This window comes from Adonisia turfae CCMR0081 (assembly GCF_011009555.1).
GTDB classification, from domain to species: domain Bacteria; phylum Cyanobacteriota; class Cyanobacteriia; order Phormidesmidales; family Phormidesmidaceae; genus Leptothoe; species Leptothoe turfae.
Genome location: NZ_QXHD01000004.1, coordinates 2078989 through 2092241, shown reverse-complemented (window position 1 = coordinate 2092241; position 13253 = coordinate 2078989). Strand labels below are relative to the sequence as shown.

Genomic DNA, 13253 nt, shown 5'->3' with positions numbered 1-13253 from the left:
TCGCCAATGCCAGCTAACGTCTGCTTGAGTAGTCTAGAAAGATCGCTGACTAACCTCCCTGATGTCACAAAACCGTCTAAGAGTAGAGGCAGTGAACAAACTAAACTGTCAGGGTTCTCTACAGGACTCTTTCACAAGAACCTGATGAGATTTGGTATTAGCTTTATCAACGATAGAGTAGCAGTGTAAGAATCTGAATCTTTCAATACCTGATCTTAAGGGTTTACAAGCTCAAGATTCTAATTCTTGTAAGCTAATCTTATGTCACCCATTAGACCAAGGAAATTGTGCAGGAATTGTGCAGCCCCTAAGAAAGAATATGAAATAAAAGACACTTGAAATAGAAAAATATAGCTTGCCTAAGCTATTCATGGCAGGTTTTTAAGAGTTACTCTAGGCAAAATAAGAGTCAAAAATATTTAGTGATCTTCCCATGTTTGAGATTAAGGTCTGTAACATTTTTTTGATCCATTAAAGATTTGACGAGTTGTTGCCTTTTATAATTCACTGTGAGTTGATATGTTTTGGTTTTTCAAAATCTATAAGAGTGAAGACTTGAAAAAATATGACTATTCCTCTATTGGCTTATTCTCCTTCCTGTCCTAACCAGCGCGTTGATCCACTCGGTGCTCCAGATGACGAAACAATTATCTATTCAACCGATGATTTATTCTCGCCAACAGAAATGGGGGCTCTTATCGATGCAGCCTATCGACAAATCTTCTTTCACGCTTTTAGGTGGGATCGTGAAATTGCCCTAGAATCTCAGCTGCGCAATAGACAAATTACAGTGCGGGATTTTATTCGGGGATTGCTGTTGTCCAATACCTTTATCGATAGTTTCTACAGTAAGAACAGCAACTATCGCTTTGTCAAACACTGCATTGAAAGGGTTTTGGGACGTCGAGTCTATAGTGAAGCGGAGCAAATTGCCTGGTCGGCAGTGGTTATGAGCAAAGGGCTCCAGGGCTTTATTGCTGAGTTACTAAATAGTCATGAATATCTTGAAAACTTTGGCGAAAATGTTGTGCCTTATCATCGTCGTCGAGTTTTACCTAGTCGTACTATAGGTGAAGTTCCCTTTAATATTGCTTCTCCTCGCTACGATGCTTACCATCGTGATCAATTAGGTTTTCCACAGCCAATCTGGCAAGAGGCGGTGCGTACTTTCCGCTCCTATGAGCTACAACCTAAGGTTGGAGATCCGGCTTTATTTCTCGATATGGCAAAGGGCTTTACTTCCCAAGCGTGCCAACCAAGTATTACATCTACCGATAGCATTGATATTGATGCCACTGTCCCTTATCGAGACAACAATGATATAACATCATCCCCATCATACAGATGGTAGCTGAGAAAATCTGACAACAAAAGGTTCGGGCTGTTGTCTTTGGGAGGTTAGCTAGGGTGCACCAATGAATGTCTTTCGGTGTAACTCTGAATGATGTTTATGTTAAATGCTTTGTGGTTCTGTCAAGTCATTACAGATATCTTGAATTAAACGTCGTAACCACTGGTGTCCAGCATCATTGTCATGGCGAGGATGCCACACCATGTGCATGGGAAACTGTCCAAAGTCAGTGGGTGGTGCAAATACACGATATTGAGGATTGCCTACATAATGTTGGGCAATGCGTTTGGGCAGTGTGGCACAGTAATCTGTTTTGGCAATGATGGGGGCAACTGCTAGAAAATGAGAAACTGCGATCGCAACCTTACGCTGAATCGATTGCTGTTTAAGCATAGTAAACACCCCATTTTCTAGTCGGCTAGGAGATGCAACAATCACATGCTTCATGGTTTCATAGGCGTCTATGGTCAGCATATCTCCGACACAAGAATTTTCAGCCCGCACAACACAGGCAAATTCGTCCTTCAAAATGGTTTGACACATCACTTGTTCAGGAGGGTGGTCAAACTGACTGAGGGCCAATTCAGTGACTCCGCCATTGGGTTTAGCTGCCGCTAAATCAGCTCCTATGGGCACTAGCGTTAACCGTACCTGTGGAGCTTGCTGGTGAACCATTTGAGCTAAACGAGGAATCAACACAGATTCAAAATAGGGATTTGCAGCAACATGAAATCTTCGCACACTTGTTTTTGGTGCAAAGATAGGTTCTCTTTGAACAACAGCATCTAAATCTTCCAGGGCTTTTTGCACAATGGGGGCAATGGCCTCAGCCTTTTTTGTCGGCACAATCCCATACCGAGTGCGGGTAAAGAGCGGATCGTCAAACAAACGCCGTAATTTTGCTAATGAACCGCTGACCGCAGGCTGCGTCACACCTAATCGCTGACTGGCAGCTGTCACGCTTCGCTCCGTCATCAATGCCGAAAAGGTTCTGAGGAGGTTGAGGTCATAGTTCATCTTAGATATCACTCCCAGCGATATCTAAACTATAGCTTGGTGTACATAGTTCACAACATCAGTGATTGCTGAAAGCCATAAATAGTGGCAGCTATGTGCCCAGAAAGCGACTGCATGTAAGCAGCAGTTTACTAAGCTAGAAATTAATATTTGCTATATTACAGACGAACCACCAATTAACTGATGGAGGAACAGAACACTGGCACAGGATAATCTAGCTAACAGTTAGTAGAGACAGTGCATATTTGTATACTGGCCAGGCGATAGCATTAAACGACCTGAGGATCCTAAGGACCAGGAGATGGTTCAAGTGTGTCGAAATCCATCGCGTTGCACCCAGGCGAACAGATTTAAAGTTTATTTTGGAGGCTCGGTGACTGAATAATGCATGGCTGTTATCATCTAACACCGGGCAAAGATTTTGACGTTTCTTTTGAAGGATTTAGAGGAATCAGCTGTTTCGAGTCTTCCTATGAAATTACTTTAGTGGAGGCATCCTTCCAGCGGACAATCGATACTTTATTTGAAATAATAAATTCGAGACTGCACCTTAGGGATTGCTACAACAGAACTATTCTTCCAAGCTCAAAAAATGCCTTTGTAGTATTTAAACTAGTGGATCATAACTGGATTTATATCAGTGAATTAGCACCACAGATAATTTTTTCGGCACTAGATCTCTGTAGGCTTTCAGAATTAGGTAGTTGCAAAGTTATACATTTTGAGAATGGAAGCAGTGATGGAACAGTCAATCTATCTTTATTTAACTCAGGTATAGTCATCCGTCTTGATTCTTGAGGGTAGATCGGTATGATCTGAGAAATTGTATTCATCAGAGCATGTTCCCCCCGTATCGTTATGAGTTCGGAGATACCAGTATCCAGTCAAACCGCAGCCATCGAAGAATTGAAAACCTTCATCAAGACGCAACGTGATGGTCGTCAGGTGAAGAAAGCCCTAGCAGTTAAACTGCTCTATCAGGGGCATACCTACGAATCGATTATCAGTATTCTCGACGTGTCGATGGGCTTCATTGCAAACTGGAAGCAGCGATACGAGGCCGAGGGACTCAGCAGCTTTGCACCGCGTCATAAAGGTCGTCAAAGCTATCTGAGTGCTGCTCAAAAGGCCGCTGTTATCGAGTGGCTCGGGACCAAAGCTATCTGGACACTGAATGAATTGGAGTATCACCTGGCCAGTGAATATGGGGTCAGCTATGAGTCCAAACAGAGTTACTACGACTTATTCGAGACCGCTGGTCTGAGTTGGAAGAAAACCAGCAAGGTCAACCCCAAAACCGATCCCGCTCTAGTGGCTAAAAAAAAGCCGACATCCAACGGCTATTGGCACGCTACCGCACCGAGATTGAATGTGGCCAAGTGAGGGTGTTGTTTGTCGATGAATGTCATCTGATGAGTGGGGATCTCGAAGGCTACGTTTGGGGACGTCGAAATCAGCGCGTTGAGGTCCCGATTGTCAATGAACGCGACCGGCAGACGTACTATGGGGCCTTGGACCTGCTAAGTAAACGCGTTTTCGTTGAGGCCCACGCTGCCGGCAATACGACCTGTACATTGGCCTATCTCAAGTTCTTGCAGCGTCAGTTTCCAAACCAGCGCTTGATTATTCTATGGGATGGAGCCAGTTATCATCGTTCTCAGGAGATTCAAGCGTGCTTAAACGAGCTCAATGAAGGACTGCCAGAATCCCAGTGGCGTATCCACTGCATTCGCTTTGCGCCCAACGACCCAACTCAAAATCCGATTGAGGATGTTTGGTTACAAGCCAAGACCTGGGTCAGACAGATGGCTGGATTGAAGCCGTCATTCACTGGCCTCAAAGCTCTATTTGAGCAGTTTTGTGCCCTGGAACTCTTTGACTTTCCCAAAATGCATATGTATGGAACATTCTCACCAATCAAATAGGAACGCTATAGAAAAGGATTAGGTGCACTTAACTCCAATGACCACTTAATATTGGTGAAAGCTAATATCGATGAGGTTGGCTTTGCTCTAAAGAAAATAAGAAATTGTGGACTTCATCAGCAGAATGTTTATGGAAAAGATATAACGTTAGGAAATCGAGCATGCTGTTACAGCATACAATTAACTGGTCATGGTTGGTCCGCTCTACAGTATATAAAGGTTGCTCCTGTTCTTGCAATTTTTAATAGAGAGGATGCGCAGGCAATTTCCAAATTTTTGAGCTCGGAAGCAGTTTTCTTCGAGTTCAGTGACACTGGTACCTATTTAAATTATTTTTACTACAGGTTAGGTGCGCTTTTGGAAAGATTGGAGTATGTTGAGATATCCAACAAAGCTTATTACGAATTTTATTCTGAATATCGCTCTTTGGGTTTCGATGTAACACGCGATGATGCTTTTCTTGTTGCGAATGATTTCTTTTATAATAAGGGGATTTATCCTATCGAGATTACTTGGAAGGGTATTGGTCCGTTTGTGGCAGGAGACAATGTTTTATTCGAATTTACGCGACTGGACATAAAGGATGTTGTGCAAGCTGACTACTTTGAAATTTAACAGAGAGTATCGTTTGTAATAGCACTACCCAAAGCAGGCATGGCTCAACAATATAACTAGGAGCGAAATATAATTCTGAAAATACCTACAAAATCATCAACATTTAAGCGCTCATCTACAATCGTAGCAACGTTATTATGTCGAGCCTGCCTAGACCAACAAGCATAAAAAGCGCTGATTTGTTGATCTTTTAAGAAGATGTCTGCAGTTGACCAATCACCTTCATACTCATCTTCTAAATCATCGGAAGGATAACTGAAATGGCTTATGATTCCTGCTGATGTGTAATGCGTGTAGCGGATAGAATCTTCTGTATCACACACCGTAAGGAAAACCACTTCACAATTGAGGCTGGAGACTATACCTTTAATAAAGTCAAACTTCGGCCTACAGGCCAAGAATTCAACATTAATCCACTCATTACCCTTGAATTGATATAGTAAAGCGCTTTGACAATTATTGACCGATACAGTTTTGCTATACACATTACTATCAATGTATATGTCTGCCACCTCTTGAAGATTATCTATAACCCTCAAGAGATGTTCTTTCAAAAAATGAAGCGTCAGGGATGCATTCGTATCAGGCAATCCGTAGTGCACTTCAGAGAACTTCCTAAGTCTTCAAAAAGATGAATGAACATTAGTTGATTGGTACAACCTCAGCGAAGCAAGCTGGATTAACCACACAGCCTTGGATATAGCATGACATTTTGACCTATCCCATTTTTTATTGAGGCAAGATCGGATTTCCGCCCTACTCGTACTACATGAAATCAGTATACTTGTGCCCATAGTGCATTGAAAAACTTACAATGAGATTCCCACCCTGGTAACTTTCTAAAACTCGATCGCAGCAGCATACCTTATCTGTCCCATGGTCACAGGTAAGATATCGTTTCTGTTCGTGGATTCCTCCGCCTGGTCCAGCTGGACAAGAAATTTGAACATTACGTTTGTCATCAAATTTTTCAGGACAGGAGAATTTCACAATGCGATTGACGGGTAAACACAAAACCCTCAAGACGGTGATGAGTTTAACTATCATCTTCTTGATCATTGAACTATTGGACGAGTTAGTTGGGGGTGTTTTAGATCCGGCTTGGCCCCTAATTCGTCAGGATTTAAACCTGTCGTACGGGCAGGTTGGTTTACTGTTGGCCACGCCCAGTACCATCAGTCAGATAATCGAGCCAATTTTTGGCATCTGGGCTGATATGGGACATCGGCGGCGATTGATTGTAGGTGGAGGCATGGGGTTTGCGATCGCGCTCTTCCTACTCTCCTTTAGCCAAGACTTTACCGGATTTACGCTCGGGCTCATGCTGTTAGGTCCTGCATCTGGCAGCTTTGTCAACATTGCCCAAGCCACCCTGATGGATCTTGAGCCCACACGCCATGAACAAAGCATGGCACGTTGGACCCTGGCCGGTTCCTTGGGTAATGTGATGGGACCTTTGATTCTGGCCGTTGCGATCGCGCTCAACCAAGGCTGGCGAGGGGCACTGTTTATTTTGGCCATTCTCAGCGGGTTAATGGCAGTGCTGCTATGGCGATCGCCCAACCTGTTTAAACTCACATCGCCCCCTGAAGCTCGGAAAGTCCATAGTCTTAACCATGGATTCCGCAATGCGATATCCGCCTTAAAACGTCCCAATATCGTACGGTGGCTGACATTACTACAGTTCTCCGATTTGATGTTGGATGTATTCCGTGGCTTTGTTGCACTGTACTTTGTTGACGTAGTGAATACTAATGCAACCCAGGCCAGTTTTGCAATGGCCATTTGGTTGGGCTTTGGTCTCCTAGGAGATTTTCTTCTGATTCCTTTACTCGAAAGAGTGAGAGGCCTAACGTACCTCAAAGTCAGTGTGATTCTAGTGCTATGTCTTTATCCTGCTTTTTTGTTGGTTCCTTCCCTCACCACCAAGTACATCGTTTTGGGGTGTCTTGGTTTCCTCAACGCCGGATGGTACTCGATTCTACAAGGACAGCTCTACACCGCCATGCTAGGACAGAGCGGTTCGGTCATTACCCTCAGCAACCTATTTGGCCTCATCGGTAGTTTAGCGCCCTTATTAATCGGTGTTGCCGCTCTCTACATTGGATTAGGAAACGCCATGTGGATATTAATCGCCGCCCCGATTGCTTTGCTGATTGGCTTGTTGCGATAGGGTAGTTTTCTACAACTCCCATGGATGCACATCTGGAAAATAGCGATTATCGTAGGGCAATCCCTTGTGGTTGCCCCTACGGGATTGCTGATGTTTAATCGGATTTACTGAACGCGGATTGGGTATAAGCAGGATTTTGACCAAAGACTACACATCACTTCCCGCTAAGGCAGGCTCATTTAATGCCCCACGCATATACCCCAACCACTCAATCAAGTTCTCCAGCTGCTTGTCCGGTTTCATCACACCGAGACCACGCACCGTTACTTTACCCGACCCATAGATAAACCGTGATTTCAAATGACCCGGTACCTTCTCATGCAGCAGCTTCCAGGCTGGCGCTTCCATGGGTGTCTCCATCACCACATGCTGCTTGCCCTCCGGCTTAATTTTCGCAAAGCCCAAGGGTTTGGCAATCTGCTTCAGCTCTAACATTTTCACTAGCTGTTCCACTGCCGGTGGAATAGTCCCAAACCGATCGTTCAGGTCCGTCACAATTTGCATCAGCTCACGCTTCGTATCTGCAGCCACCAGTGAGCGGTAGACGCTCATCTTTTGATCGGTATCGCCAATGTAGTTGTTGGGAATAAATGCCGTCAGTTTCAGATCTACCTGAGTCTCGTCCACCTGAGGAATCTCCTGACCACGAATCTCGGCAATTGCCTCCTGTAGCATATCCATGTACAGGTCAAAACCAATCACCTCCATCTGACCAGACTGTTGCACCCCTAGCAGGTTACCAATGCCGCGAATTTCCATATCCCGCATGGCTAGCTGATAGCCCGAACCCAGCTGGGTAAACTCTTGAATTGCCCGCAGCCGCTTGCGTGCCTTATCTGAAAGTTTGTCTTGCCTTGGGAAAAACAACCAGGCATGGGCCTGAATGCCAGAACGCCCCACCCGCCCCCGCAACTGGTAGAGCTGGGATAAACCAAATTTTTGGGAGTCTTCGATCAGGATCGTATTCACCCGAGGAATATCCAGACCCGATTCAATAATGGTGGTACACACCATCAAGTCTGCTTCACCATTGCTAAAGGCCAGCATAGTGGCTTCCAGCTCGCCCTCTGGCATCTGACCATGGGCAACCGCCAACCGAATAGATGGAATCATCTCGCGAATGCGAGCAGCAATCTCTTCAATCCCTTCCACCCGTGGCACCACATAGAATACCTGTCCGCCCCGATCTAACTCTTGGCGAATGGCAGCCCGCACTTTCTCCATATCGTGGGGAGCCAGGTGGGTCATAATCGGTCGTCGGGATGGAGGTGGCGTTGTAATCAAGCTCATCTCCCGCACACCTGAGAGCGACATGTAAAGCGTACGGGGAATCGGGGTGGCACTCAGGGTCAGCACATCCACCTGGGTTTTCATGGCTTTGATTTTCTCTTTTTGGTTCACACCAAACCGCTGTTCTTCATCGACCACCAGTAGTCCCAAATCTTTGAATTTAACGGCTTTCCCTAACAGCTGATGGGTACCCACAACAACATCTAGCTCGCCTGTCGCTAACCGCTGAATAATATCTTTTCTCTCACTGGCAGTGCGGAAGCGGTTTAACAACCCCACCTGGATAGGATAGGGGGCATATCTCTCTTTGATGGTGTGGTAATGCTGCTGGGTGAGAATTGTTGTGGGAGCTAGCATTGCCACCTGTTTACCAGCGATTACGGCCTTAAAGATCGACCGAATAGCCACTTCGGTTTTACCAAAGCCCACATCGCCACAGACTAGTCGATCCATGGGGCGAGGGCTTTCCATATCCCGTTTCACATCCTGAGTGGCCTTCAGCTGATCGGGGGTGGGTTGATAGGGAAAAGAATCCTCCAATTCCTGTTGCCAGGGCATATCCACTGGATAGGTAAAGCCTTCCAGTTCAGAGCGCTGGGCATAGAGCTTGAGCAGATCCACTGCGACCTTTTGGATGGCTTTTTTGGCACGGGTCTTTGTTTTTTCCCAAGCCTTGCCAGTCATTTTGTTCAGCGCAGGCCGTTTCTCCGCTGATGCTCGAAATCTCGACAGCGAGCCCATTTGGTCCGCAGCCACCCTGAGCAAACCGTCGGCATATTTGATCACCAGGTACTCTCGTGTTTCCGCATCAATGGTGAGACTTTCTAGCTTGAGAAACTGGCCGATACCATGGTTACGGTGTACTACATAGTCGTTGGGTCGGAGCTTATTAGGGTCGACTTTCTTAGAGGCCGCCCGGCGACGTTTGCGCACATAGCTGGGGGTGGCCAGGGTGTGTTGACCAAAGAACTCCCGATCGGTGACGATGCCAATGCGAAAGGTGGGCAGGATAAAGCCTTCCAGTTCTGCCAGGCCAGAATACTTGACGCCAACGGGCACATATTGACCATGGAGTTTTTCAATGGCAGGGTAGTCTTTGGGATTGGGGATAAACTGGGCAGGACAGTCATGCTCTTGAAGTAGGGCCACTGAGCGGGTGGGCTGGGCAGAGATGAGCCAGATCTGATGTTTGCGATCGCACTCCCCTCGCACCGTTTCCGCCAGCTTGCCAAACTGATGGGGAATGGCCGGTACCGGACGGCTAGATAGGTTGAGTCCTTCCCCCTCCTCAGCAATCTCCGACATCAGGAGCTGGGAAAACAGAGACAGATCGTCCAACGCCTCATCAAAGGAGCGATGCAGACGCGGAACCTGATCCCCCGGCAGCTGAATCTCGTCACTACTGCCCAGGGTTTCATTGACCTCATGCCAATAGTCATCCACCTGCTCATACCAACGACCACTGTGAGCTCGACATTGATCAGGCTCATCAAGGGTAATCAGCGTATCCTCTGGCAAATACTCCAGCAACGATGCCGGTTGATCAAACGCAATCCCCAAAAATCGTCGCAGACCTTCTACCCGCTGACCACTTTCATACCCTTCCCTAACCTCCAACGGCATCAGGTCCATGAGCACGCCTTTCTGATCTAACTTGGAGGCAATCAGCGGACTGAAGTCCGTTGCCGTCAGCAATAGGGTGGAAACTTTATCCAACGACCGCTGGTTTGCCGGATCAAATTCCCGCAGCCGCTCTAACTCATCGCCAAACAGCTCCAACCGCACCGGCAGTTCCGCCGACACTGGAAACACATCAATAATGTCCCCCCGCTGACTCCACTGTCCTTCTGTTTCCACCGTCGGTACCTTTTCATATCCCAGGGTAGCCAACGTCCGTGACAGCTCCTTCAGGTTTAGCTCCATGCCCTGCTCTAACTGCAAACAGTAGGGCTTAAAGGATTCCACAGGGGGCAAGTGTGGCTGCAACGCTCGCTCCGTTGCCACAATGACGCTGGGCTTGTCAGATTCCTTAAGCAGATCCGCCAGCACCTGTAGCTGTCCCCAGGTCATCTCCGACTCCTGGTCAAACGGATCGTAGGGCGAGGCCTCTGATGTCGGATACAGGGATACCCTGGGCCAGCCCATGGCGTCTAGCTGCGCGGCCCAACGCCCCGCTTCCTCTAGCGTTGCTGTTATCACCAGCAGGGGACAGGCCTGGGCCTGGGCCAAGGCTGAGGCCACCAGCCCTTTGGGTAAACGGGGTAACCCATTGAGTACTAGCTGCTGCTGTTTATCTAGCTTTATAAGTAATTCTTGAGCTAAAGCAGCCTTACTAAGGGCACGAACAACAGACGAAAAAGCCATGAAAGCAGTGGAAATGGGTTACAGCATCTATAGATTGTAAAACCTGATTTGCGGAACAGCATTGTCAATGCAGCACAGGATTGCTAATTCTAAATCAGAACACAGTACTGCCCATGGTTAACGCCATATCCCCAGGGATTATCGCAATGTTTCCTAAATTTTGGCCATTTCTGAGGTGACGTTGGGATTAAAGGGAGAATTCTGGCAACATTCAGACATTTATCAGACATTTAGCTGATGTAGATATGGCATAACTAGCCGTATCTTAGAATGTCTAACCATCTATCATATAAATTCCCCATAGGGACAAAGCATTGCCCCAGGGATTAAAGCAGGGAAACTTACCGATAGCTCAAGGGTGCATCCAGTCAGTTGATACGGTTTGGTTGGATCAGTACAACCCATGCCATCTTTCAAACGTTACAGTTATTTTTTAACCGGAACATTTTTAATTGTTCTGCTTATTTCCCTAAGTTTTTTAGGGTTACAGTGGCATGCTGTCTATACCCATGAGCAGATTGTCATTCAAAATAAGTTCTTTGAAAATGCCGTTCACCTGGACGGCATTGTTAAATCGGTTACTAATCAATTGCATATTCTGCAAGTAACCGCCGAAGAGGATCTCAAATTGTCCATTAAAGATCCAACCACGTCACCTCTTCGCAAACAGGTGATCCAGACAAGAGACTCCCGCTACAAATTATTTCCGCAAATCGGTGAATCCCGGGATACCTTCGGCAATATACAAGGAATAGGGGCGCTGTCCCATCAGTCTAATGAGTTTGAACGTGAGTTCAACATGACGCTGCGGCTGATGCCGATCTTTCGAGGCATCAAGGAAAATTTTCAGGAAGTGACCTGGGTTTATTACATCTCAGCCCAGGGGTTTATCAATCTGTATCCCTATAGTGAAGAGATTGAATTTGATCAGGCCATGTTAAAAATGGCATTTTTTGCCCAAGGGCTGCCTGACCATAATCCCCAACGCCAAACATCATGGACAGATGCCTACCTTGATTTAGCAGGACAAGGGATGATGGTCACCGCTAATGCACCGATTTACGAGCAAGATCGGTTTCGTGGCACAGTTGCCATTGACATCACCCTTGAGCGTCTTAATCAGGCCATTCAAAATTTTGATTATGCCAAAGGAACACTATTGATTTCAGGGGCTAATCAACAGTTATTGGCCTATCCTGGTCTGAAAACCACCAGTGCTTCCGAAATTCAGACCCTTGATACGGTCTTACCGGACGCTCTCAAAGCTGAAACAAATTTGATTTTATCTAGCCCTAATAATCACGTGCAGGCTATTGGGTCGTTTTTAGTGATTCACCGCAGGATAGCCGATACTCCCTGGGATTTAATTTTCTTTATCCCAAAAAGCGCTATTTACTATGCAGCCGTGACCAATGGTCTCCTAGCATCCATGATTCCACTTATTGGTCTAGGGCTCTGTTTATGGGCAACGAGTCGCATCTTAACCGATAGCTTTATTCAACCCGCCTGCCAGCTAGTGGATCATATTGAGCATGAAAAACAGGCGATCTCGACAGATCTTCCTGACACCCTGCCCGATATTTGGGTGCCTTGGTTTAAAACTATCTCCCGTGCCTTTAGAGAAAATCGAAACCTGTTAGGAGCACTCGAAGTCCAGCTAGACAATTTAAAGAAAACCCAGCTTCAGCTGGTACACAGTGAAAAAATGTCCGCACTAGGGAACTTAGTCGCAGGTGTGGCGCATGAAATCAATAATCCCCTCGGCTTTGTAAGAGGAAATGTGGCTGAGTTACAACTATCCCTCAAGGATATTACTGCCTATATCCAGCTATGGGAACGAACGTTTCCATCCCCGGGAGAAGAGCTCAGAACCGCCCGTGAGCAGCTGGATATTGAGTTTTTGTTAGAAGACTTGCCCCATATGCTGGCTTCGATGAATGCGGGGTGCGATCGCATTCGCAATATCAGCAATAGTCTGCGATTATTTGCCCGCGCTGACCATGACCAAAAACTCAAGGCCAATGTCCACGAAGGCATTGACAGTACCCTACTGATTTTGAAATATCGACTCCAAGCCAACCAGTACCGTCCTGAAATCCAAATTATCCGTGACTATGCCCAACTACCAGACATCATGTGTTTTCCAGGGCAACTGAGTCAGGTGTTTATGAATATCTTGGCCAATGCCATTGATATGTTCGATGAACTCGCCGAAGAAACATCATTTACCGAGCTAGAGACCACACCTCAACAGATCACCATCTCCACCCAACTCACCCCCTTGCGGCAGGTGGAAATTCGCATTCGGGATAATGGCAAAGGAATTCCCACGGATCTATGGGCCAAAATTTTTGACCGTAAGTTTACAACTAAGACCGTCGGCAAAGGTACAGGATTAGGGCTGGCGATCGCCCACCAAGTTGTCACCGAAAAACATGGTGGTCGCCTGGACGTGTATTCTCAGCTAGATCAAGGCACCGAATTTTCAATCCTGTTACCGATTGAAACCAGCGACAGG

General features: G+C 46.5%; 8 protein-coding genes. 5 read left to right on the top strand and 3 right to left on the bottom strand.

What is annotated here, in order from left to right:
* Positions 1 to 565 precede the first annotated feature (565 nt).
* Positions 566 to 1351 (top strand): phycobilisome rod-core linker polypeptide, encoded by a 786-nt coding sequence (locus DXZ20_RS13305; protein WP_163698650.1) that lies wholly within the window; start codon positions 566 to 568, stop codon positions 1349 to 1351.
* A 102-nt stretch (positions 1352 to 1453) separates the two neighbouring features.
* On the opposite strand, the gene DXZ20_RS13300 is transcribed toward DXZ20_RS13305, so the two are convergent.
* The gene (locus tag DXZ20_RS13300) at positions 1454 to 2368 is read right to left on the bottom strand and encodes a LysR family transcriptional regulator (protein ID WP_163698648.1); all 915 of its coding nucleotides are present in this window, start codon (positions 2366 to 2368) and stop codon (positions 1454 to 1456) included.
* Positions 2369 to 3265: 897 nt separating this feature from the next.
* On the opposite strand from DXZ20_RS13300, the gene DXZ20_RS13295 reads away from it, so the two are divergent.
* Positions 3266 to 4293 (top strand): IS630 family transposase gene (locus DXZ20_RS13295; RefSeq protein ID WP_431732065.1). Its coding sequence is split into 2 segments (ribosomal slippage): positions 3266 to 3695 and positions 3695 to 4293, totalling 1029 coding nucleotides; the frame shifts between segments, so codons are not numbered across the junction.
* A 54-nt stretch (positions 4294 to 4347) separates the two neighbouring features.
* Positions 4348 to 4908 (top strand): hypothetical protein, encoded by a 561-nt coding sequence (locus DXZ20_RS13290; RefSeq protein WP_163698646.1) that lies wholly within the window; start codon positions 4348 to 4350, stop codon positions 4906 to 4908.
* A 56-nt stretch (positions 4909 to 4964) separates the two neighbouring features.
* Here the strand turns inward: DXZ20_RS13290 and DXZ20_RS13285 are convergent, their stop codons facing one another.
* The gene (locus DXZ20_RS13285) at positions 4965 to 5498 is read right to left on the bottom strand and encodes a hypothetical protein (protein WP_250565749.1); all 534 of its coding nucleotides are present in this window, start codon (positions 5496 to 5498) and stop codon (positions 4965 to 4967) included.
* Positions 5499 to 5899: 401 nt separating this feature from the next.
* Here DXZ20_RS13285 and DXZ20_RS13280 point away from each other — a divergent pair, with 401 nt between their 5' ends.
* Positions 5900 to 7081: an MFS transporter gene (locus tag DXZ20_RS13280; protein WP_163698642.1), complete on the top strand. Its 1182-nt coding sequence runs from the start codon at positions 5900 to 5902 to the stop codon at positions 7079 to 7081.
* A 147-nt stretch (positions 7082 to 7228) separates the two neighbouring features.
* Here DXZ20_RS13280 and mfd read toward each other — a convergent pair whose 3' ends face one another.
* Positions 7229 to 10735: a transcription-repair coupling factor gene (mfd, locus tag DXZ20_RS13275; RefSeq protein ID WP_163698640.1), complete on the bottom strand. Its 3507-nt coding sequence runs from the start codon at positions 10733 to 10735 to the stop codon at positions 7229 to 7231.
* Between the two features lie 403 nt (positions 10736 to 11138).
* On the opposite strand from mfd, the gene DXZ20_RS13270 reads away from it, so the two are divergent.
* Positions 11139 to 13253: ATP-binding protein (locus tag DXZ20_RS13270; protein WP_250565748.1), on the top strand; the 2115-nt coding region annotated here is incomplete at its 3' end.